Annotated in this window: 15 protein-coding genes and 1 tRNA gene; 6 read left to right on the top strand and 10 right to left on the bottom strand. The window is 69.8% G+C overall.

From position 1 onward, the window contains the following. Nucleotide 1: 1 nt before the first annotated feature. Both OE647_RS01890 and OE647_RS01885 read right to left on the bottom strand, forming a co-directional pair. Nucleotides 2-2,446, bottom strand: coding sequence for a GcvT family protein (locus OE647_RS01890; protein ID WP_263719890.1), 2,445 nt, complete (start codon nucleotides 2,444-2,446; stop codon nucleotides 2-4). A gap of 72 nt (nucleotides 2,447-2,518) precedes the next feature. After that, on the bottom strand, nucleotides 2,519-4,963 hold the full coding sequence (locus OE647_RS01885; RefSeq protein ID WP_263719889.1) for a GcvT family protein: 2,445 nt from the start codon (nucleotides 4,961-4,963) through the stop codon (nucleotides 2,519-2,521). Nucleotides 4,964-5,071: 108 nt separating this feature from the next. On the opposite strand from OE647_RS01885, the gene OE647_RS01880 reads away from it, so the two are divergent. From OE647_RS01880 to OE647_RS01870, 3 genes are all read left to right on the top strand, one after another. Beyond that, complete coding sequence (locus OE647_RS01880) at nucleotides 5,072-5,650, top strand: isochorismatase family protein (protein WP_263719888.1); 579 nt, start codon at nucleotides 5,072-5,074, stop codon at nucleotides 5,648-5,650. After that, complete coding sequence (locus tag OE647_RS01875; RefSeq protein WP_263719887.1) at nucleotides 5,650-6,528, top strand: LysR family transcriptional regulator; 879 nt, start codon at nucleotides 5,650-5,652, stop codon at nucleotides 6,526-6,528. The genes OE647_RS01880 and OE647_RS01875 overlap by 1 nt, the downstream gene beginning before the upstream one ends. Before the next feature lie 301 nt (nucleotides 6,529-6,829). Next, entirely contained in the window at nucleotides 6,830-8,101 is a 1,272-nt protein-coding gene (locus OE647_RS01870) for a DEAD/DEAH box helicase (RefSeq protein ID WP_263719886.1), read from the top strand. 97 nt (nucleotides 8,102-8,198) lie between these two features. On the opposite strand, the gene OE647_RS01865 is transcribed toward OE647_RS01870, so the two are convergent. The 5 genes from OE647_RS01865 to OE647_RS01845 form a co-directional block, all read right to left on the bottom strand. After that, the gene (locus OE647_RS01865; RefSeq protein WP_263719885.1) at nucleotides 8,199-8,756 is read right to left on the bottom strand and encodes a PqiC family protein; all 558 of its coding nucleotides are present in this window, start codon (nucleotides 8,754-8,756) and stop codon (nucleotides 8,199-8,201) included. Nucleotides 8,757-8,760: 4 nt separating this feature from the next. Beyond that, nucleotides 8,761-10,845, bottom strand: a complete 2,085-nt coding sequence (locus OE647_RS01860; protein WP_263719884.1) for an MlaD family protein — start codon at nucleotides 10,843-10,845, stop codon at nucleotides 8,761-8,763. Next, complete coding sequence (locus OE647_RS01855) at nucleotides 10,842-11,477, bottom strand: paraquat-inducible protein A (RefSeq protein ID WP_263719883.1); 636 nt, start codon at nucleotides 11,475-11,477, stop codon at nucleotides 10,842-10,844. Before OE647_RS01855 ends, OE647_RS01860 begins: the two co-directional genes overlap by 4 nt. Next, on the bottom strand, nucleotides 11,444-12,079 hold the full coding sequence (locus tag OE647_RS01850; RefSeq protein ID WP_263719882.1) for a paraquat-inducible protein A: 636 nt from the start codon (nucleotides 12,077-12,079) through the stop codon (nucleotides 11,444-11,446). Before OE647_RS01850 ends, OE647_RS01855 begins: the two co-directional genes overlap by 34 nt. Before the next feature lie 231 nt (nucleotides 12,080-12,310). Beyond that, a tRNA-Met gene (locus OE647_RS01845) sits at nucleotides 12,311-12,387 on the bottom strand. 125 nt (nucleotides 12,388-12,512) lie between these two features. Here OE647_RS01845 and selD point away from each other — a divergent pair. Then, complete coding sequence (gene selD, locus OE647_RS01840) at nucleotides 12,513-14,684, top strand: selenide, water dikinase SelD (protein WP_263719881.1); 2,172 nt, start codon at nucleotides 12,513-12,515, stop codon at nucleotides 14,682-14,684. 4 nt (nucleotides 14,685-14,688) lie between these two features. On the opposite strand, the gene mnmH is transcribed toward selD, so the two are convergent. Continuing rightward, complete coding sequence (gene mnmH / locus OE647_RS01835; protein WP_263719880.1) at nucleotides 14,689-15,750, bottom strand: tRNA 2-selenouridine(34) synthase MnmH; 1,062 nt, start codon at nucleotides 15,748-15,750, stop codon at nucleotides 14,689-14,691. Between the two features lie 99 nt (nucleotides 15,751-15,849). Between mnmH and OE647_RS01830 the strand changes: the two genes are divergently transcribed. After that, nucleotides 15,850-18,276 (top strand): heavy metal translocating P-type ATPase, encoded by a 2,427-nt coding sequence (locus OE647_RS01830; protein ID WP_263719879.1) that lies wholly within the window; start codon nucleotides 15,850-15,852, stop codon nucleotides 18,274-18,276. Nucleotides 18,277-18,283: 7 nt separating this feature from the next. Here OE647_RS01830 and OE647_RS01825 read toward each other — a convergent pair whose 3' ends face one another. Then, the gene (locus OE647_RS01825) at nucleotides 18,284-20,812 is read right to left on the bottom strand and encodes an ABC transporter permease (protein WP_263719878.1); all 2,529 of its coding nucleotides are present in this window, start codon (nucleotides 20,810-20,812) and stop codon (nucleotides 18,284-18,286) included. Next, nucleotides 20,809-21,513: an ABC transporter ATP-binding protein gene (locus OE647_RS01820; protein ID WP_263719877.1), complete on the bottom strand. Its 705-nt coding sequence runs from the start codon at nucleotides 21,511-21,513 to the stop codon at nucleotides 20,809-20,811. Before OE647_RS01820 ends, OE647_RS01825 begins: the two co-directional genes overlap by 4 nt. Here OE647_RS01820 and OE647_RS01815 point away from each other — a divergent pair. Further along, a complete protein-coding gene (locus tag OE647_RS01815) occupies nucleotides 21,512-22,222 on the top strand; it encodes an arylesterase (RefSeq protein ID WP_263719876.1) in 711 nt (236 codons plus the stop codon). The genes OE647_RS01820 and OE647_RS01815 overlap by 2 nt on opposite strands. Nucleotides 22,223-22,225: the final 3 nt, after the last annotated feature.

Raw genomic sequence — 22,225 nt, 5'->3', positions numbered from 1 at the left:
CTCAGGCGCGCACGCGCTCGCCCTTGGGATCATACATCGGGGCCAGCGAGGCCTTGGCCCGAACCCGCCGCCCGGCGACCTCGACCTCGTAGCTCGACCCCAGGATCTCCGCCGCGCTCTCGCCCTTGCAGGGCAGGTAGCCCATGCCGATGGCCGCGCCCAGGTGATGCCCGTAGGCGCCCGAGGTCAGGTGGCTGACGATCTTGCCGTCGCGGATCACGGGCTCGTTGTGATAAACCATCACCCCCGGCTCGCTCAGGCGGAACTGCACCATCCGGCGGTCCAGCCCGGCCTCCTTCTTGCGCAGCACCGCGTCGCGGCCGATGAACCCCGGCTTCGAGGTCTTCACCGCAAAGCCCAGCCCGGCTTCGAGAACATGATCCTCGCAGGTGATGTCGTGGCCGAAGTGGCGGAACGCCTTCTCGATCCGGCAACTGTCCATCATGTGCATGCCGCAGAGCTTCAGGCCCAGGTCCTGTCCCGCCCCCCAGAGCGTCTCGAACACATGACCCGCCATGTCGGAGGAGATATATACTTCCCACCCCAGTTCACCGACGTAGGACACCCGGTGCGCCCGGGCGAGGCCCATGCCGATCTCGATCTCCTGCGCGGTGCCGAACGGGTTGGCATCGTTCGAGAAATCGTTGGGGCTGACCGCCTGCATCAGCTTGCGGGCATTCGGCCCCATGACCGCCAGAACGCCTTCGCCCGCTGTCACGTCGGTCAGGACGACGTTGAAATCGCCGATGTGCCGCCACATCCATGCCTGGTCCTTGGGCCGCGTCACCGCGGGCGTGACGACCAGATAGGCGGTCTCGGAGAGCCGCGTCACGGTCACGTCGGCCTCGATCCCGCCGGCGGCGTTCAGGAACTGCGTATAGACGATCTTGCCCGCCGCAACCGACATGTCGGCGCCGCAGATATGGTTCAGGAAGGCCTCCGCGTCGCGCCCCTCGACCCGGATCTTGCCGAAGGAGGACATGTCGTACATGCCGACATTGGTGCGCACCGCGTTGTGTTCCGCCGCCTGGTTCGCGAACCAGTTCTGCGGGCCCCAGCTGTAGCGGTATTCGCGCTCCTGGCCCGGTGCCGCGAACCAGTTCGCGCGTTCCCAGCCGCCGATCTCGCCGAAGACGGCGCCCTGCGCGTCCAGGTGCCCGTGGAAGGGCGTCCGGCGCACGCCGCGCGCGGTGGCCTTCTGGCGATAGGGGAAGTGGTTGGCGTAAAGCAGGCCCAGCGTCTCCTTTGACCGTTCGAACAGGTAATGCCGGTTGCCCTGGAAGGGCTGGTTGCGCGCCACGTCCACGTCGCCGAGGTCAAAGGGCTTTTCACCCGTCTCCATCCACTGCGCCAGCGCCATGCCCGCGCCGCCCGCCGACTGGATGCCGATGGAGTTGAAGCCGGCCGCGACCCAGTAGTTGTCGACCTCCAGCGACAGGCCCAGGTTATAGGCGTCGTCGGGGGTAAAGCTCTCGGGGCCGTTGAAGAAGGTGTGGATGCCTGCCTCCGCCAGCATCGGCAGGCGGTTCACGGCGCGCTCCAGGATCGGTTCGAAGTGGTCGAAATCCTCGGGCAGCTGGTCGAAGCAGAAGTCCTCGGGGATGCCTTTCATGCCCCAGGGCTTGGCGTTCGGCTCGAACGCGCCCAGCAGGTATTTGCCGGCATCTTCCTTGTAGTAGGCGCATTCGTCGGGCACCCGCAGCACCGGCATCTGGGTGAGGCCCGGGATCGGCTCCGTCACGATGTAGAAGTGTTCGCAGGCGTGCAGCGGCACGTTGACGCCGGCCATGCGGCCGACCTCATGGCCCCACATGCCGGCGCAGTTGACGACGTGATCGGCCGCGATGGTGCCGCTGTCCCCGCCCATTTGCCAGGCGACCGACTTCGCGCGCCGCCCCTCGACCGCGATACCGGTGACCTTGACGCCCTCGACGACAAGGGCGCCGCGCTGGCGCGCGCCCTTGGCCAGCGCCAACGCGATGTTCGCCGGGTCGCCCTGCCCGTCGGTCGGCAGCCAGACGCCCGCCTTCACGCCGTCGATGTTCAGATGCGCGTAGCGTTCCTTCACCTCCTGCGGCGACATCTCCTCGACCGGAACGCCGAAGGCCCGCGCCATGGAGGCGGAGCGGAACAGCTCCTCCTTGCGCGCCTCGGTCAGCGCGACCGAGATCGAGCCGACGGTCCGCACGCCCGTCGCAAGGCCGGTCTCGGCCTCCAGCCCGCGGTAGAGGTCGGCGGAATACTTGGCGAGCCGCGTCATGTTGGCCGAGGCCCTGAGCTGGCCGATCAGGCCAGCCGCGTGCCAGGTGGTGCCACAGGTCAGCTGCTTGCGCTCCAGCAGCACCACGTCCTTCCAGCCGAGCTTGGTCAGATGATAGGCGACCGAGCATCCGACGACGCCGCCGCCGATGATGACCACGCGGGCCTGGGTGGGAAGGGAGGTCATTTCGCGGGCTCCTTGAAGGCGAAAAGAGGGAAGGGCGCGCGCCACCGGGCGCGCGCGTCACGGCAGGGGCGGTCAGGCGCGGATGCGGGCATTTTCCGGGTCCCAGAGCGGCTGGTCTTCCTGCACGACCGCGCGGCGGCGCTCGCCATAGATCTCGACCGCGATCTCGGTCCCCGGCTGGGCCAGGTCGGCGCGCAGCATCCCCAGCGCGATCGACTTGCCCACCCGGTAACCCCATCCGCCCGAGGTCGTCTCCCCGACCACGGCGCCGTCATGCCAAAGTGTCGACATGTAGGGCGCGTCCGCCTCGCCCGCGTCCACGACAAGCGTCACGAAGCGCTTTTTCGATCCACGCTGCTTTTCGGCCAGAAGTGCGGCCTTGCCGGGGAAGTCCTGCGGCTTGTCGAACTTGATGAACCGGTCGAGCCCACCCTCCAGCAGGCTGTAGTCGGTCGAAAGATCGCCCTTCCAGGCGCGGTAGCCCTTTTCCAGGCGCAGCGAATTCAGCGCCCACATGCCGAAGGGTTTCGCGCCCTGCCCCAGAACCGCGTCATAGATCGCGGGCATGTCGGCAACCTTGGCGTGGACCTCCCACCCGAGTTCCCCGGCGAAGCTGACGCGCGCCAGCATCGCAGGCCGTCCCGCGACGCTCGCGGACTGGATCGAGAGCCAGGGCAGCGACAGGTCGGCCTCGCCGATCGCGGCGAAAAGATCGCGCGCCTTGGGGCCCGAGACGATCAGCGTGTCGAACTCGACCGTGCGGTCCGTCAGCGTCAGGCCGGGGGCGAGGTTCTGGCGCAGGTGTTCGCCGTCGTGCCACTGCGCGGTGGCGGCCGTGATCAGGGTAAACTCATCCTCGCCGTGACGCAGGATCGACATCTCGGTCAGGATGCGGCCGCGCTTGTCGGGGAAGTAGCCCAGGTTCATGCGCCCGACTTTGGGAAGCGCACCTGCGATCATGCCGCGCAGCCAGTCCGCCGCCCCCGCGCCCGAAAGGTCGAAGCGCGAGAAGCCCGGCAGGTTCAGGACGCCCACGCCGTCGCGGACCGCCTCGCATTCCTCGCGGATGCGGGCCTCCCACGGGCCGGCGCGGTTCCAGGTCTGGGTCGCTTCTTCCGAGGTGTCGTCGCCCGGTTGCGCGAACCAGTTCGCGCGTTCCCAGCCGTTGTAGGCGCCGAACTGGCCGCCCAGTGCCTTGACCTTGTCATGGACCGGCGAGAGCTTGCGGTCGGGCGCGGCGGGCCAGCGATGCCAGGGGAAGTGCATGGCGTATTCGTGGCCATAGACCTCCTTGCCCTTCTCGATGCAGTAATCCCGGTCGGTGTAGTCGGTGTAGCGGCGCGGGTCGCAGGACCACATGTCCCATTCCGTGCAGCCCTCGGTGATCCACTCGGCCAGCACCTTGCCCGCACCGCCGCCCTGCGCGATGCCGAAGGTGAAGACGCAGGCCTCGAACGCGTTCGGGACGCCGGGCATGGGGCCGATCAGCGGGTTTCCGTCGGGGGCATAGGGGATCGGGCCGTTGATGACGCGGGAGATGCCAGCGGTGCCCAGAAGCGGCACACGGGCCATCGCGTCTTCGATGTAGAACTCAAGACGGTCCAGATCGTCGGGATAGAGCTGGAAGCTGAAGTCCTCCGGGAAGGGGTCGTCGGGCGTCACCCAATGCGCCTTGCAGTTGCGCTCATAGGGGCCGAGGTTGAAGCCCGTCTTTTCCTGCCGCAGGTAGTAGGAGGTGTCGACGTCGCGCAGAAGCGGCAGCTTGCGGCCGCTTTCCTTCGACCAGGCCTCAAGCTCGGGGACGGGTTCGGACAACAGGTACTGGTGCGACATCACCATCATCGGCACCGTGCGCCCGCCATAAGGCTTGAACCACTCGCCCACGCGCTGCGCGTAATAGCCGGCGGCGTTGACGACATATTCGCAGCGGATGTCGCCCTTTTCGGTATGAACGATCCATTCGCCGTTCTCGCGGCTGACGCCGGTGGCGGGGGTAAAGCGCAGGATCGTCGCCCCCATGTCGCGCGCGCCCTTGGCCAGCGCCTGGGTCAACTGCGCCGGGTCGATGTCGCCATCCGCCGGGTCGTAAAGCGCGCCCTTCAGGTCGTGCGTTTCGAGGAAGGGGTACTTGCCCTTGATCTCGTCAACGCCCAGGACCTCGATATCCATGCCCTGGTAGCGGCCCATGCCCTTGGCGCGTTCGAATTCCTGCATCCGCTCCTTCGAATGGGCGAGCCGGATCGAGCCGGTGACATGGTAGTTCATCGGATAGTCGACCGCCGCGCCGAGTCCGCGGTAAAGCTCGGTCGAATAGCGCTGCATGTTCATCAGCGACCACGAGGTCGAAAAGGTCGGCACGTTGCCTGCCGCGTGCCAGGTGGAGCCGGCGGTCAGTTCGTTCTTTTCCAGAAGCACGCAGTCGGTCCAGCCCGCCTTGGCCAGGTGATACAGCGATGAAACCCCGACGGCGCCTCCCCCGATGATCACCACTCTTGCTGTCGAAGGTATACCGCTCATGCTTTGCTCCCGGGGGTCGTTTCGGGCGCGAGTATCACGATCTGCCCCACCTCTTTCAATTCGCTTGAAACGCAATTATTAATCGGAATGTCCGATAAGAGGATTGCGATGCAAGACCTGCTTTTTTCCCGTGATCGCTCGGTTCTGGCGGTGATCGACGTGCAGTCGGTCTTCCTCGATAAACTGCCCGAGGCGGAGCGGGCACCGCTCGTCGGGCGAATCTGCTGGCTGATCCGGGCGGCCGTCGCGCTGGGGGTTCCCGTCGTCGCCATGGCGGAGGACATCGCGGCCAACGGCCCGCCCGTTGACGCGGTCGCGGCGGCGCTGCCCGAGGGGACGGTCATTCACGACAAGCAGGTCTTCGGCCTCGCGGGGCAGGCCGGCATCCTTGCCGGCATCGCCGCGCACCGCCGGGCGGAGGTCGTCCTCGCCGGGCTGGAAACCGATGTCTGCGTCGCCCAATCGGCGCTGGGCCTTATCGGCGTGGGGTATCGCGTGGCCGCGCTCACGGACGCCACGGGCGCGCCCGGCGCCTGTCATCCGGCGGGGCTGGAACGGATGCGCGGCGCCGGCGTCCAGATCTCAACCGTCAAGGGCATCTATTACGAATGGGTCCGCGACCTGCAAACGCTGGCGCGCGTCAAGCCGATGTTGGCTGGCGCGCTGCCTGCGGGGCTGACGCTCTGATGCAGATCGAACTGATCGACACCTTCCTCGACCTTTGCGAGACGCGCAGCTTCAACCGCACGGCCGAGCGGCTGGGCGTCACGCAGTCCACGATCTCCGGCCGGGTCAAGGCCTTGGAAACCGCCGTCGGCCAGCGTCTTTTCATCCGGTCCCGCGCGGGAACGGCCCTGACGCTACAGGGGATGCGGTTCGAGCCGCACGCGCGCAGCCTGCGGCTGGGCTGGGCCGAGGCGCGCCACGCCATCAGCCAAAGCGGCGGGCGGGCCGCGACCGTGCGCATTGGCATCCAGCACGACCTTGTCGGCAGCCACTTTTCCGATCTGATCCGGGCCTTCCGGGCGGCCCTTCCCGACACCTCCTTCTTCTTCGAGGCCGACTATTCGACCCAGATGTGCGCCGACCTGACGACCGGGGCGGAGGATCTGGCCATCCTCTTTTCGCCCCGCTTCCACCCCGATCTCTATTTCGAGCCGATCGGGGAGATCACCTATGAGATGGTCTCGACCGAGACCGACCGGCTGGAGGAGGTGCGCCGGGAAACCTACATCCTGCCGCATTTTTCCGATGCGATCCCCCACGCCCACGCGGCATTGCACCCGGCTCTGGCGACGGCGACGCTGTCGATCGGACAGAATGCGGCCATGGTCAGCCTGATGCGGACGATGGGCGGCAGCGCCTATGTCTTGCGCGACTCTGCCGGGGAACTGGCGGTCGAAGGCGTCTGCCGCAGGGTCATAGATGCCCAGCCGATCCCCCAGGCGGTCTTCGTCGGCGTCAACCAGCGTCAGCGCCACCGGGCGGTCCAGCGCCGCCTGTTCCAGATCCTTAGGGACCATTTCCGTGCCCCCGCGCTGCGGGCAGAGGCGCGGGGTGGCTGAGCCACGGGGCGGGCGGAACCGGCGCCCTGAGACCGCAACGGCCCCGATCACCCTTGACAGACGCCTCGCGAAAGCGCATGTGCTCCAAGTTCGCCGCGCTGCCGCGTGAGACAGCCGCGCCCCACTGACCGGGCGCATCGGCGACAAGATCTTCCGGTTCCCCATCACGCAGGGTTCTGAACGTCGGGCAAGGCAGGCGCATGCGGCGCAGGTCCAGACGCCCGGCGAGACCCTCGCCCGCCACGAAACCCGTGGCCAATCCAAGCTGCGTCCGAACCGGCGCGGCCCGAAAGGAATACCTTTGTTCGACTTCGACATGCTCGGCCTTGCGCCGGCCCTGACCTCGGCGCTCAAGCGCGCGGGGCTTTCCCAACCGACCCCGATCCAGAACCAGGCGATCCCGCTGGCGCTGGCGGGGGATGACATCCTCGGCCTCGCCCAGACCGGGACCGGCAAGACGCTGGCCTTCGGCTTGCCGCTGGTCGATCACCTGCTGGCCCAGCCCGGCAAGCCCGAACCCAAGACCGTCAAGGCGCTGATCCTGGCGCCCACCCGCGAACTGGTGAACCAGATCGCCGACAGCCTGCGCGTCCTGACCACCGGCACCAAGGTCCGCGTCGTGACCGTCGTCGGCGGCCAGTCCATCAACAAGCAGATCGAGGTCCTCAAGCGCGGCACCGACGTGCTGGTGGCCACCCCCGGCCGCCTGATTGACCTGATGGACCGCGGCTCGGTGAACCTCTCGACGGTGCGCCACCTGGTGCTGGACGAGGCCGACCAGATGCTGGACCTCGGCTTCATCCACGCGCTGCGCAAGATCGCGCCGCGCCTGGGCACCCCGCGCCAGACAATGCTCTTTTCCGCCACCATGCCCAAGCAGATGGAGGAACTGAGCCGCGCCTACCTGACCAACCCGAAGAAGGTGCAGGTCTCCCCTCCGGGCAAGGCCGCCGACAAGGTCACCCAGTCCGTCCATTTCCTTGACCGCGCCCGCAAGCCCGAAAAGCTGCGCGAGATCCTGGCGCGCGACCTCGGTGCGCTGACGCTCGTGTTCTCGCGCACCAAGCACGGGGCGGAAAAGCTGATGAAGGACCTGGTCGCGGATGGCTTCAACGCCGCCTCGATCCACGGCAACAAGAGCCAGGGCCAGCGTGACCGCGCGATCAAGGCCTTCCGCGACGGCACGGTGACGGTCCTGGTGGCGACCGACGTGGCCGCACGCGGCATCGACATCCCCGGCGTTGCCTATGTCATCAACTACGACCTGCCCGAGGTGCCGGACAACTACGTCCACCGCATCGGCCGCACCGCCCGCGCGGGCCGCGAGGGCGAGGCGATCGCCTTCTGCACCCCGGAAGAGGCCGATCAGCTGCGCGATATCGAGAAGCTGATGAAGATCGAGATCCCGGTCGCCAGCGGACATGCCCCGCGCGGTCCGGTCGAAAAGCCCGCCCGCGGCAGGCCCGGCCCGAAGCGCCACCGCGGCCCCAAGCCCGATTTCGCGGGCGGCGAGAAGAAAGCCGCCCCGGCGAACAACAACCGTCAACGTCAGCGCCGCCGCCGCGCCGCCTGAGCGGCAGGGGAGCCACTGGCTTTACGCTGAAGAGAAGACCTTGGCAGCGGCTCGGACAACCGGGCCGCTGTCGGCTTTTTGCGCTGGCGGTATCTTCTCAGCGCGCGAGGCTGCGCGCGATCGCCTCCGCCAGGCGGGCGACCGCCGTGCCGCTCGCCGCGGCGATCCCCGCCGAATCGACGGCCCCGGCCGGAAGATGGATCGCGAAGCGCTCGATCCGCTCGCGCACCCCGCCAAGGGGCGCGGAGACCGCGAACTGTCCCTCGAAATCGAAGCCGCCGTCGGCGCGCGCCAGCATCTTCTCCACATGGACGGCCACCCGCGCCTGGGCGGGCTCCTCCAGCGGCCAGGGTTCGGGCGCGACCGTCGCCGTCGTCGCAAGGTCGAGGCTGCGGGCAAGCGCGGCGGTGATGCCGCGCACCGGCTCGTCCGCCCAAAGCGAATCCGGCAGGTTGCGCACCGCGCCGCCGTCGTCCTGCCGGGCGATCTCCACTGCCGCGGCATAGGCCGGAAGCGCCACGTCGAGCACCTCGATGGAGGAGACGGCCACGGCCGTCCGCGCGGCGGGCGCAGGTGTATCCAGCACGAAGCGGCCGGCATTGTCGGCACAGCCGGTCAGCGCGAGGGTCAGGCAAAGAAGGGCAAGGCGGCTCATCGGTTCATCGTCCCGTCAGAAGAGAGTTCGGGTTGCGCTCGATCGCGCGGGCAAGCTGGGCCACGGCGCGCGCGGCGGTGCGGACCTCGCGCAGGGCCGCCAGCGTTTCGTCGTTGAATTCGGAGCGCTGGCCATAGGCGGACAGAAGCCCCTCGGCCCGGGATACGAGCTGGTTCAGCCGATCCGAGAGTTCCGGCAGGCGTTCGGTCGCCCGGGCCACCGCATCGGCGGCATCGCGGGCGGAGGCCATGGTGGCATTGGCGTTTTCGACCGCGCCCCCCTCGCGCAGTTCGGAAAGGGTCGCGCGCACCTCGTCCAGCGCCCCGTTGAGCGCCGGGGGCAGTTCCCGCGCGGCGTCGGAATCGATCACCTTGTCGGCGCTGTCGAGCACGCGCGTCGCGGCGGCGACCAGATCCTCCGCCTTCAGCGCATTGGCCTTCTGCGCGACCGCGCGCAGATCCGCGACAAGCGCCGGGAACTCGGCTGAGCTTTCGCTGAGATTGGAGGCGATCGTGTCGGCCTGTTCGAGCGCGGAGGCCAGGTTGGCGACCGCGCCGCCGTCCTTCAGCTCCTGCAAGGCCGCGCGCAGATCGGCGACGGTGGCGCGCAGCTCGCCCGGAAGCGCCCGGGTCGCCTCGTCATTGACGAGCGCGCGTGCGTCCTCCAGCAGGGCAACGACGGCATCGGGCGCGCTCCTTACGCCGTCGGAGCTTGCGACCGCTTCGATCGAGGCCATGGTGCGGATCGCCTGGTCGATCAGCTCCTCGACCGGCAGGGCGTTGATCCGCTCAAACACGCCCTGCGCGGTCGCGGTGAAATCGGGCAGGTCGGACTTCACGCTGGGTATGACGGGCGCCGGATCGGCGGCGCGGTCGAAGCGCGCCGGGTCGGCCTCGGGCATTTCCACCAGTTCGACGACGAGCGCCGCGTTGAACAGGCTGGTCGTGCCGAGCCGCGCGCGCAGGCCCTTCTCAACCGCCGCCTCGAAGAAATCCAGGGTCTCGGCCTCGCCGCTGCCCGCGGGCAGGCCGAGACGTTCGGGATCGATCGCGAGGTTCGCCATCAGCCGGACCACCGGCCCCTGGTCGGTATCCTGCACCCGGGCGCTGATCGCGGTCACTTCGCCCACCTGCAACCCGCCATAGCGGACCTCCGCCCCGGCCTCGAGGCCGCTGACGGATTCGCCGAATTCCGCGGCGATGGTCACGGTCGCGCTGCTGGTGCGCGTGACCAGGCTCTTCCGCGCCTCCGCCTCGTCCGCGTAGACGTTGAAGACATGGCCCGGCCCGATGGCGCGCCCGCCCTCGTAGAGCGCGTCGAACTCCACCCCGCCAGAGACGAGCGAGGCGAGGCTGTCGAAATTGACGCTGAGGCCCGCGCCGCTCAGCGACACCTCGAAGCCCGAGGTATCCCAGAATCGCGTGGCCGTGGTCAGGCGCCGGTCGTGCGGCGCCTCGATGAAGGCGTCGACGATGATCGCGTCAGAGGAGACCGTGAGGCGCGGCTTTTCCAGGCGCCCCACCTCGATCCCGTGGAAGAACACCGGCGCCCCTTCGGAAATCAGGCTGCCATCGTGCGTCAGAAGGGTGATGCGCTTGCCCTCCCGTCCCGGCTGGACCAGCGGCGGTCCGTCACCGCCCTGGAAGGCGAAGGTCTGGGTGCCCGGCTCCTGATCCCAGGCGCCCTCGATGTAGACGCCCGACAGCACCGTCGAAAGGCCGGTGATGCCGCGCGCGCTGACCTTGGGGCTGACCACCCAGAAGCGCGCGTCCTCGTCGAGGAAGGGCGCGACATCGCGGTCGATCCGGGCGCGCACCAGGACCTTGGCAAGGTCCGGCGTGAAGGTCACCTGTTCGACCTTGCCGATGGCGACCTCCCGGTACCTCACGGTGGATTCGCCCGCGACCAGCCCCGAGGCGCTGGGGAAGGTGATCTCGATCAGCACGCCGCGATTGGCGATGTTCTGCCAGGCGATGCCAAGCGACACGACCAGCGCCAGGACCGGAACCGCCCAGACGAAGGACAGGTTGCGCCAGAACGCCGGTTTCGGCGCCGAAACCTCAAGATCTGCCGGGCGCGGTTCGCTCATGTGTCGTCGTCCTCGTAGGCGTCCCAGATCATCCTGGGGTCAAAGCTCTGGGCGGAAAGCATGGTGAATGCAACCGATAAGGCGAAGCTGAGCGCGGCGATGCCCGGGGTGATTGTGGCAGTGAAACCGAAACGCACCAGTGACGACAGGATCGCGACCACGAACACGTCGATCATCGACCAACGCCCGATGAACTCCACCACATGATACAGGCGCTGGCGGCCATGGCCGCGGATCACGACGCTGCTGCGCACCGAAAGCGCGAGGTAGCCGATGGCGATGAACTTGCTGATCGGGATCAGGACCGAGGCGACGAAGACGATCAGCGCGACGAAATAGGACCCCTCGTCGAAAAGGTGGATGGCGCCGCCGACGATGGTGTTTTCCTGCTGCTGGCCGAGCGTCGTCGTCATAAGCATCGGGAAGGTCATCGCCGGGACATAGGCGATCATGCCCGCCATGAGCCAGGCCCAGACCCGCTGCAGGCTGGCCCCGTCGCGGCTCGTCAGCGCGCTGCCGCAGCGGCGGCAGGTGCTTTCGCGCGGCGAATGGACCCGGCCACAGCGCGTGCAGCCCACAAGCCCCGCCCGCCGTGCCGTCAGGATGGCCGGCGTTCCTCGAGCGTCTTCCATACCGTCATCCTGCACATAAGGGTGTCCTTCAGGACCGTGACCACGACCAGCACCGCCAGGGCCCAGAACGCAGGCCCCAGCGCGACATCGGCCAGCGCCGAGATCTTCACCAGCGAGATCGCCGCCCCGAGGATGAAGATCTCCACCATCGCCCAGGGCCGCATCGCCTCGGCCCAGCGGAAGGCCAGCGCGGCGTGGGGCGCCGGGCGGTGACCCAGGGCCATCGGCGCCAGCGTGTAGATAAGCGCGGCCAGCCGGGCGAGCGGCAGCACCAGGATCATCGCCCCCAATCCGAAGGTCAGGGGCAGCATCCAGCCCTCCGAAAAGGCCGCGACCACCCCGAGGAGGGAGCTCCACCGGCTGAGGCCCGACGCATGGATCTCCAGAAAGGGAAAGAACACCGCGGCGACCATCAGGATTGCCGCGGTCGCCGCCAGCATGACGATCTGGGTCATCGCGCTTTGCCGCGGGGCCAGAAGCACCCGTGCACAGCGCCGACAACGCGCGCGCGCGCCCACCGGAACCTCCGCGAGGCGGTGCAGGGCATCGCAGGTCGGACAAGCGATCAGCGCATCGAGCGCGCGGTCCTCGGCACCGGGCAAGGCGGGGGTCTGCGAGGGGGCGTAAGAAGTCAAATCGGGATCGAAGCCCCTCGGGTTCGGGAACGCAACACCCTCCCTCCTTAGCGCGATTCCGCGGGCGGGACGACGAAAAACGCGCCAGCCCGGCCGGGGGAGGCCAGATCAAGCCTGCCCGGGATCGCCCCGGGCGGCACCACGACCGGGCAAGGACCGTTCCGGTCGCCGGCCCGTCATAGCGTCACAAGGGAAGGGTGGTAGCGGAGGAGGGATTTGAACCCCCGACACAAGGATTATGATTCCTCTGCTCTAACCAGCTGAGCTACTCCGCCAGAGCGAGCGCGTAGGTATGCGAGGCTGGCCGGGCCGTCAAGCCGAAAATCGCGCCTTCTTGCGTCGATCTTTCCGGTCGTCTTTCGCGGGCGCTCAGGATAGCAAGATCGGGAGGGAGCCGATCATGCAGCCACAGATACCCCTGACGCGCGATATCGTCTTTGTCGGCGGAGGGCATGCCCATGCGCTCGTGCTGCGCATGTGGGGCATGAAGCCGCTGCCGGGCGCGCGGCTGACGGTGATCAGCCCGGACCCGACCGCCGCCTATTCGGGCATGCTGCCCGGCCACGTTGCGGGTCACTATCCGCGCGAAGCGCTTCAGATCGATCTGGTGAAGCTTGCCCGCCATGCCGGGGCGCGGCTGATCCTGGGCAGGGCCACGGGGATCGACCTGGACGCGCGGCGGGTCGCGGTCTCCGGTCATCCGCCGGTCGCCTATGACCTGCTCTCGATCGACATCGGCATCTCCTCGGAAATGCCGGCGCTGCCGGGCTTTGGCGACCATGCCGTGCCGGCAAAGCCGCTCGATGCCTTCGCCGACCGTTGGCAGGCCTTCGCGGAAGGCGCGCCGAAGGGGGCGCGGGTCGCCGTCATCGGTGCAGGCGTGGCAGGGGTGGAACTGGCGCTGGCCGCCGCGCAACGCCTGGGGCCGGATGCGCAGGTGACGTTGGTCGAAGCGGGGGCGGCGCTGTCCGCGCTCGGGTCCGGCGCGCGCCGGGCGCTCTTGCGGCACATTGCGCGGGCGGGCGTGACATTGGTCGAGGATGCCGCGGTGGCCGCGGTGGAACGGGACGGCCTGCGCCTGGCTGACGGGCGCCTGATCGCGTCGGACTTCACGCTGGGCGCGGCAGCGACGCGGCCGCAGGGCTGGCTGACCGGAACCGGGCTTGCCTTGCGCGAGGGCTTCGTGAAGGTCGATGAATACCTGCGATCGGTTTCGGACCCAGCGATCTTCGCGGCGGGCGACATCGCGCATCTGACCCACGCGCCGCGCCCCAAGGCCGGGGTTTTCGCCGTGCGCGAAGCGCCAGTGCTGCTCCATAACCTGACCGTGGCGGCGACGGGCAAGGGCGTGCAGCGCCCCTACCGGCCGCAGCGCGACTATCTGAAGCTGGTCTCGGCCGGGGCGGGCCGGGCGGTGGCCGACAAATGGGGGCTGCCGCTTGACGGGGCGTGGCTCTGGCGCTGGAAGGACCGGATCGACCGCAAGTTCATGGCGAAGTTCGACCCGCTGCCCGCGATGCCCCGCCCCGCCCTGCCCGATCCGGTGGCCCAGGGCGTGGCCGAGGAACTGGGCCGCGGCAAGCCGCTGTGCGGGGGCTGCGGGGCCAAGGTCGGGCGGGCCGACCTTTCCGCGGCGCTGGCCGAACTGCCGCCGCCGCGCCGGGCGGATGTGATCTGGGGCGCGGGCGACGACGCGGCCATCCTGCGCCACGGAACCGGCGCGCAGGTGCTGACCACCGACCATGTCCGCGCCTTTACCGAGGATCCCTGGCTGCTGGCGCGGATCACCGCCGTCCACGCCCTGGGTGACGTGTGGTCCATGGGCGCGCGCCCGCAGGCGGCGCTGATCCAGGTGATCCTGCCGCGCATGGCGCCGCGCCTCCAGACCGAGACGCTGCGGGAGATCATGGCAGGCGCTGCCGAGGTCTTCGGCGCCGAGGGCGCGGACGTGGTCGGGGGCCACACCAGCCTCGGCGCGGAACTGACCGTCGGCTACACCGTCACCGGGCTTTGCGACAGGGTGCCGGTCACGCAGGCGGGCGCGCGGGCGGGTGACGTGCTGGTCCTGACGAAGCCGATCGGCACCGGGGTGATCCTGGCGGCTGAAATGACCAAGGCCGCGCCCGGCGCCGTCGTGGCGGGGGCGCTCGCCTCAATGGCGCGGCCGCAGGGGGCGGCGGCGCGGGCTCTCGCACCCCATGCCCATGCAATGACCGATGTCACCGGCTTCGGCTTGGCCGGGCACCTTCTGGGCATGCTGGAAGCCTCGGGTCTGGCCGCGACACTGGATCTTGCCGCGGTGCCGGTTCTTCCGGGCGCGGAGGCGCTTTCCGCCGCCGGGCATGGATCGACGCTGCTGCCCGCGAACCGGCAGTCCATGGCGCGGATGTTCCTGACTGAAAGCCCGCGCGCGGACCTGCTGTTCGATCCGCAGACGGCAGGCGGATTGCTGGCCGCCGTTCCGGCGGCGCAAGCGTCTGAGGTGCTGGCCCATCTGGCCGAGCTTGGCGAACCCGCCGCCGTCATCGGCACGCTGAGCGAGGGCGCGCCCTTCCTGACGGTCGAGGGCTAGACGCTCAGCGGCCGCCGAAGCGCCCGACGGCTTCCGCCACCCGCGCGGCCAGCGCATCAAGCGCCTCCGGCGCGAGCGTCCCGGCCGCGATGACCTCCCCCGGCGCATCCTCGAACCGCGCGCGGTGCTTTTCGTAGCGGGGATCGTAGTGGCGGACCATCAGCTCTCCCGCCAGCGTCGCGAAATCCCCGGCGGCCGACAGCGAAAGCCAGTCGGCGATCACCTCGGCCGGGTGCAGCGGCCGCAGAAGGGAAATCGTCTGCTCCAGCCGATCCCGGTCTTCCGTCAGGTCCGCATAGGCCCGCGCCAGATAGGCCGCCCGCGCCGCGACCGGCGCCGCGATGCGGATGCGGGGCGCCGCCCCCATGGCCGCCCAGAGCTTCTTCGGCAGGCCCAGGTTCCCGACCTTGGAGCTTTCGGCCTCCACCACCACCGGCCGGTCCGGGTCGAGCGCCGCCAGCGCCGTGGCCAGCCGCCCCTCGAACGCCTTCTGCGAGGGTTGCCCGCCCGCGCGATGCCCGAAAAGCGATCCGCGATGGTTGGCAAGCCCTTCGAGGTCGATCACCTGCACCCCGTGGGCAGGCAACCGCCCCAGGATATCGGTCTTGGCCGAGCCGGTATTGCCGTCCAGGACCACGACGGACGCGCGCACATCGCGGTCGTGCAACTCTTCGACCACCAGGCGCCGCCAGGCCTTGTAACCGCCCGCGACAAGTTCCGCCCGCCAGCCGACCTGCGACAGGATCGTGGCGAAGGAGCCCGACCGCTGCCCGCCGCGCCAGCAATAGACCAGCGGCCGCCAGCCGCCGGTCATCCCGGCCAGCGGTCCTTCCAGATGCGCGGCGGCGTTGCGCGCCACCAGCGCCGCGCCCAGCTTGCGGGCGAGGAAGGGCGATTGCTGCTTGTAGATCGTGCCCACCCGCGCGCGTTCCTCATCGTCGAGCACGGGCAGGTTGATGGCGCCGGGCAGATGATCCTCGGCATATTCCGAGGGCGAGCGGACGTCGATCACGGCGTCGAAGCCGTGCCGGTCGAGATCGAGAAGCGAGGTCAGCGTCAGGGGCATGGTGCACTCTTATCCCGTGGGACGCGACGGCGAAAGGGCTGCCGGTGGTTTGACAAACCCGGCCCCCGACCCCCATCTAGGCGTGAAAGGAACCCAGCCATGCCCTCAGCCAAGTTCACCGTCGAAGGAATGACCTGTGCCTCCTGTGTGGGGCGGGTCGAACGGGCGCTGAAGGCTGCGCCCGGCGTGCGGGACGCGCAGGCGAACCTGATGGCCGGAACGGCCTCGGTCGACTACGACGCGCCCGCCGACCCTCAGGCGCTGGCCGATACGCTGCGGCGCTCCGGCTATCCGCCGGTCGAGACCGAGATCCAGCTGGATGTCACGGGGATGACCTGTGCCTCCTGCGTGGGCCGGGTCGAGCGGGCGCTGAAGGCCGCCCCCGGCGTCGTGTCGGCCGAGGCGAACCTCGCCACGAACTCCGCCCGCGCGCGGGTCCTGTCCGGCCTGACCGACGCCGACACGCTGGCCGCCCGCGTGACCCAGGCCGGGTATGAGGCGCACCCCCACCATGAGGCCACCACGCAGACGCACGACCATCACAGCGGGGACAGCGCGGAACTGGCCCGCCGGGTCGCGATCTCCGGCGCGCTGACGTTGCCGGTGGTGATCCTGGCGATGGGCGGGCACATGGTGCCGGCCTTTCACCACTGGATCGCGGGGTCAATCGGGATCCAGGCCTCCTGGCTGATCCAGTTCGTGCTGACGGCGCTGGTCCTGTTCGGGCCGGGCCGGATCTTCCTGACCCATGGCCTGCCCGCGCTGGCCCGCGGCGCACCCGAGATGAACTCTCTCGTCGCCCTGGGCAGCCTGGCCGCCTTCGCCTATTCAACCGTCGCGACCTTTGCCCCGGCGCTCCTGCCCGCCGACGCCCGCGATGTCTATTTCGAGGCCGCCGCGACCATCGTCACCCTGATCCTCGTCGGCCGCCTGCTGGAGGCACGCGCCAAGGGCCAGGCGGGCGAGGCGATCCGCCGCCTGGTCGGCCTGCGCCCGGCGACCGCGCGGGTCGAGCGCGACGGCACCGTGGTCGAAACCGCGGTCGAGGATCTTGTTCCCGGCGACATCGTCCACCTGGCCCCGGGCGAACGCGTGGCCGTCGATGGCGTGGTGACCGAAGGCCAGGGCTGGATCGATGAAAGCATGCTGACGGGCGAACCCGATCCGGTCCGGAAAGCCGAGGGCGCGGCGGTGACCGGCGGCACGGTCAACGGGGCGGCGGCGCTGTCCTACCGGGTGACGGCAACCGGCGCCGATACCGTGCTGGCCCGGATCATCCGCCTGGTGGAGGACGCGCAGGGCGCCAAGCTGCCGGTGCAGGCGCTGGTGGACCGCATCACCTTCTGGTTCGTGCCCGCCGTCATGGCGCTGGCGCTGCTGTCCTTCGGGCTGTGGCTGGCGCTCGGCCCCGATCCCAGGCTGACGCATGCGCTCGTCGCGGGAATCTCCGTCCTGATCATCGCCTGCCCCTGCGCGATGGGGCTCGCGACGCCCGTCTCGATCCTGGTGGGCACGGGGCGCGGCGCGGAGAAGGGTGTGCTCTTCCGCCGAGGCGACGCGCTTCAACGCCTGTCCGAAGTGGGCATCGTCGCCTTCGACAAGACCGGCACGCTCACCGCCGGGCATCCCGAACTGACCGATATCGAAACCGCCCCCGGTTTCGAGGCCGATCAGGTGCTGCGCCTTGCCGCCGCGGCCGAGGCGCGTTCTGAACATCCGCTGGCCCGGACGATCGTGGCGGCCGCGGCGGAACGTGCGCTTTCTCCCGCCACCGCGACGGGGGTCGAGGCGAAGCCGGGCCTCGGCCTTGCCGCGACCGTCGAGGGCCAGGCGATCCTGATCGGAAACCGCCGCGCGATGACCCAGTCGGGCATCGAGACCGGCGATCTGGCCGAGCGCGCCGCCGCGCTGGCCTCCGAGGGCAAGACCCCGATCCTGATTGCCCTTGATGGCCGGATCGCGGCGCTTCTGGCGGTGGCGGACCCGATCAAGCCCGGCGCGCCAGAGGCGATCGCGGCGCTGCACGCGGCGGGGCTCAAGACGGCGATGATCTCCGGCGACACCCGTGCGACGGCGGAGGCCGTGGCGCGGCGGCTTGGCATCGACGCGGTCCGGGCAGAGGTCCTGCCCGACGGCAAGGTCGCGGCGCTGGGTGAACTGGCCCAGGGGAAACGCGTGGCCTTCGTCGGCGATGGCATCAACGACGCCCCGGCGCTGGCCGCCGCCGATGTCGGAATCGCGATGGGCACCGGCACCGATGTCGCCATCGAGAGCGCCGAGGTGGTGCTGATGGGCGGCGATCCGGAAGCCGTCCCGGCGGCGGTGGCACTCTCCCGCGCGACGATGCGCAACATCCGCGAGAACCTTTTCTGGGCCTTCGGCTACAACGTCGTGCTGATCCCGGTTGCGGCGGGCGCGCTTTATCCCCTTGGCGGGCCGCTCCTGTCGCCGATGCTGGCGGCGGGCGCGATGGCGCTGTCCTCGGTCTTCGTGGTGACCAACGCGCTGCGCCTGCGCCGCGCCTGAGCGCCCGTCACTCTGACCCGCGCAGGATGCGGCCGGGCCGCGCGCCCAGCGCGGGCAGCGCGAAGGCAAGGCCCGCCAGAAGCGTCGCCAGCACACCCCCGGCAACCACCGCCAGCGCGGTCACGGGTTCGAACCGATAGGGCGCATCCATCACGAAGCGCATGACGGCAAGCCCCGCCACCGCGCCAAAGCCGATCGCCACCAGCCCCGCCGCCGCCCCCATCAGCGCCGAGCGCAGGGCAAAGCTCGCGAGGATTCCCGCCCGCGTGGACCCCAGGACCTTCAGGATCGCCGCCTCGTAGACGCGCGCGCGCTGGCCAGAGGCCGCCGCCCCGATTAGCACCACGACCCCGGTCAAGAGCGTCACGCCCGCCGCGATGGCGGTGGCCCGCGCGATGGCGCCCAGGATCTCCGACACGCGGCCCACGACCTCACGCACCGCGATCGCGGTGATGTTGGGGAAGGCACCCGCGACATCGCGCAGGATGCGCGCATCCGCGCCCGCATCGGCATAGACCGTGGCGATATGGGTATGCGGCGCGCCCGTCAGCGCGGCGGGGTTCATCAGCATGACGAAGCCGATCCCGGCGGTCGAGAAATCGACCTCGCGGAGCGAGGTGATCTCGGCCTCGATATCCCGGCCAAGCACGTTGACGGTGATCCGGTCGCCGAGTTTCAGGCCAAGCTCCGCGGCCTCCTCCGCAGCGAAGCTGAGCTGAGGGGGGCCTGTGTAGCCCTCGGGCCACCAATTGCCCGCGACGATCCGTGTGTCGGCGGGCGGGGCGGCGGCATAGGTCAGCCCCCGGTCGCCCCGAAGCACCCAGTGATCGCCGGCAACCTCGCGCGCGTCGCGCCCATTGATGCGGGTCAGGACCGCGCGCAGCATCGGCGCGGTCTCGACCTTGGTGACGCCCGCCTCTGCCGCCAATCGGGCTCGGAAGCCCTCCAGCTGATCGCTCTGGATATCGACGAAGAAGAAGGAGGGCGCGACCTCCGGCAGGTCACGGTCGATGGCGGCACGCAGGTTGGCATCGATCTGCCCGACGGCGGCCAGGACCGACAGGCCCAGGCCCAGCGCCAGCACCACGGCGCTGGCCTCTTCCCTTGGGCCGGCGACGGCCGCCAGCGCCAGACGCAGCCCAGGCCGTCCGCCCGTGTGATGCGCCAGCCGCCGCGCGATCCGCCGCAGGACCCAGGCCGCGCCCGCCAGCAGCAGCAAGGCCCCGGCGATCCCCCCAAGCGTCGCGAGAGCCAGGCTGGGCATCGCGGAAAGCCCCAGCACCACCACCACGAAGACCGCAAGAATGCCCAGAAGCGCCCAGCCCAACCGCCGCCCCGGCCAGCGCCGCCGCCCCGCGCCAAGATCGCGGAACAGGGCCGCCGCGCGCACGTCCCGCACCCGGGCGAGCGGCCAGAGCGTGAACAGCACCGCCGTCAGGACACCGTAGATTGCGGCCTCCGCCGCCGGGGCGAAGGCCGGGGCGACCGCGACCGGAATCGGCAGAAGCCCCGCCACGACCGGCGCGGCGGCAACCGGCAGGGCGATGCCCAACGCAAGACCCAGTACGATGCCCAGCACGGCCATCCCGCCCACCTGGAGCGCATAGGCCAGAAAGATCGTGCCGCTGTCGGCCCCCACGGCCTTCAGCGCGGCAATCGTGCGCGTCTTGCCGTCCAGATAGGCCCGCACCGCCGAGGCGATGCCGATCCCGCCCACGGCCAGCCCGGCAAGGCCAACGAGGACCAGGAAGGACCCCATCCGCTCCACGAACCGCTCCGCCCCCGGCGCGCCCCGGCGCGCGTCGCGCCAGCGCAATCCGGTGTCGAGAAAGGCGGCCTCGGCCTCCTGCTGAAGGCCGCCAAGATCGGCGCCCGGCGGCAGCCGCAGCCGGTAGCGGGTGTCAAAGACGCTGCCCGGCGCCAAGAGGCCGGAGCCCTCCAGATCTCGGGTATGAACGATGGTCCGCGGGCCGAGAAGCATGCCGCCCATGGCCCCGTCCGGTTCCCGCAGAAGTCGCGCGCCCAGCCGGAATTCGGTGGCGCCCAGGCGGAAGCGGTCGCCCGTGACCAGCCCCAGCCGGTCGGCCAGGACGCCGTCCATCACCGCGCCCGGCACGCCATCGCGCGACGCCAGCGCCTCGGCCAGCGGCACGCCGGGGTCGAGGTCGAGCCCGCCCACCAGCGGATAGGCCGCGTCCACCGCCTTGACCTGGGTCAGCGCGCGTTCTGCCGCCTCGCCTTCGCCCGCGACCGCCATGGAGCGGAAATCGACGATTTCCGAGACCGCTTCGGCGCGCGCCTGCATGAAGGCGCGTTCCTCCGCGCTCGCGAAACGGTAGGTGAAGGACATCTGTGCGTCGCCCCCCAGCAGCGCCGCCCCCTCGCGCGAGAGCGCGTGCGCGATGGCCGATCGCACGGTGCCCACGGCCGCGATGGCCGCAACGCCAAGGATCAGGCAGGCCAGGAACACGGCGAAGCCGCGCAGCCCTCCGCGCAGGTCGCGCCGCGCGATGCGCCAGGCGACGGGTGCGTTCACGCCCGCACCTCCACCTTGGCCCCCACCTCCGTCTCCGGCACGATCGCGCCATCGGCCAGCCGCACGATGCGGTCGCACCGCTCCGCCAGTTCGGGCGCATGGGTGACAAGCACCAGTGTCGCCCCGTGACGGTCGCGCAGGCCGAAGAGAAGCTCCATGATCGCGGCCCCGGTCTGGCTGTCGAGGTTTCCGGTCGGCTCATCGGCAAGAAAGATCGCGGGCCGGGGCGCGGCGGCGCGCGCCAGCGCCACGCGCTGCTGCTCGCCCCCCGACATCTCGGCCGGGTAATGGCCAAGCCGCGCGCCCAGGCCCATGGCCTCCAGTTCCTCCCGCGCGCGCGCCATCGCGTCGGGCATCCCGGCAAGTTCCAGAGGGATCGCGACATTCTCTAGCGCGGTCATCGTCGGAATCAGGTGGAAGCTCTGGAAAACGATGCCCATATTGGCACGGCGGAAGCGGGCCAGCGCGTCTTCGCCCATGGCCGTCAGGTCTTGGCCCAGAGCCTCGACCCGGCCCGAGGTCGCGCGCTCCAACCCGCCCATGAGCATGAGGAGCGAGGATTTGCCCGACCCGGACGGCCCGACCAACCCGAGGCTTTCGCCGCGCGTGACGGACAGCGTGATGCCCTTCAGGATCTCCACCGGGCCGGCATTGCCCGCAAGTGTCAGCCGTGCCGCCTCAAGGCTCAGAACCCTGTCCATGTCCGCCCGTTTCCGCCTGTCCCGTTTCGCCTATCGATATGGGGGCGGGGTCTTGGGGCGCAACCTTGCGGCGACGATCTGGGCGATCTTTCTTGCCTTGGGCACCGGCGCCGCATCCCCGGCGGCGGCCGAACCCTTCACCATCGTCGCACTCGGCGACAGCCTGACGGCGGGCTATGGCCTGCCGCCCGAGGACGGCTTCGTCCCCCAGCTGCAACGCTGGCTTGACGCGAAGGGCGCCGGGGCAGCGGTGATCAACGCGGGCGTATCGGGCGATACCACCGCCGGCGGCCTTGCCCGCACCGACTGGGCGCTGGTCCCCGAAACCGATGCGGTGATCGTGACGCTTGGCGGCAACGACCTTCTGCGCGGGCTTCCTCCAGAGGAGGCGCGCGCCAACCTCGACGCGATCCTCGACAAGACCGACGCGCGCGGACTGCCGGCCCTGCTGGTGCCGATGATCGCGCCGGGCAACTATGGCCCCGACTACAAGGCGGCCTTCGACGCCATCTACCCGGCACTCGCCGAAAGCCACGGCGCGCGCCTTGGCCCCGCCTTCTTGGCTCCGATCCTGACGCAGACCGACCAGACCGCGGCGCTCCGCGACCTCATGCAGCCGGACGGCCTGCACCCGAACGCCGCGGGCGTCGCCCTGATCGTCGAGACGCTGGGGCCCGAGGTCCTTGCCCTGATCGGGGCCGCGAACTGACCC

The sequence above is a fragment of the Albidovulum sediminicola genome (assembly GCF_025751575.1).
In the GTDB taxonomy this organism is placed as follows: Bacteria; Pseudomonadota; Alphaproteobacteria; order Rhodobacterales; family Rhodobacteraceae; genus Albidovulum; species Albidovulum sediminicola.
The sequence above is the reverse complement of the archived record's forward strand: the minus strand, read 5'-3'. Positions and strand labels throughout refer to the sequence as shown.

Coding starts and splice junctions, on each gene's coding strand:
- OE647_RS01890 (WP_263719890.1), bottom strand. CDS start 2,446: ATGACCTCCCTTCCCACCCAGGCCCGCGTGGTCATCATCGGCGGCGGC.
- OE647_RS01885 (WP_263719889.1), bottom strand. CDS start 4,963: ATGAGCGGTATACCTTCGACAGCAAGAGTGGTGATCATCGGGGGAGGC.
- OE647_RS01880 (WP_263719888.1), top strand. CDS start 5,072: ATGCAAGACCTGCTTTTTTCCCGTGATCGCTCGGTTCTGGCGGTGATC.
- OE647_RS01875 (WP_263719887.1), top strand. CDS start 5,650: ATGCAGATCGAACTGATCGACACCTTCCTCGACCTTTGCGAGACGCGC.
- OE647_RS01865 (WP_263719885.1), bottom strand. CDS start 8,756: ATGAGCCGCCTTGCCCTTCTTTGCCTGACCCTCGCGCTGACCGGCTGT.
- OE647_RS01860 (WP_263719884.1), bottom strand. CDS start 10,845: ATGAGCGAACCGCGCCCGGCAGATCTTGAGGTTTCGGCGCCGAAACCG.
- OE647_RS01855 (WP_263719883.1), bottom strand. CDS start 11,477: ATGGAAGACGCTCGAGGAACGCCGGCCATCCTGACGGCACGGCGGGCG.
- selD (WP_263719881.1), top strand. CDS start 12,513: ATGCAGCCACAGATACCCCTGACGCGCGATATCGTCTTTGTCGGCGGA.
- mnmH (WP_263719880.1), bottom strand. CDS start 15,750: ATGCCCCTGACGCTGACCTCGCTTCTCGATCTCGACCGGCACGGCTTC.
- OE647_RS01830 (WP_263719879.1), top strand. CDS start 15,850: ATGCCCTCAGCCAAGTTCACCGTCGAAGGAATGACCTGTGCCTCCTGT.
- OE647_RS01815 (WP_263719876.1), top strand. CDS start 21,512: ATGTCCGCCCGTTTCCGCCTGTCCCGTTTCGCCTATCGATATGGGGGC.
- OE647_RS01820 (WP_263719877.1), bottom strand. CDS start 21,513: ATGGACAGGGTTCTGAGCCTTGAGGCGGCACGGCTGACACTTGCGGGC.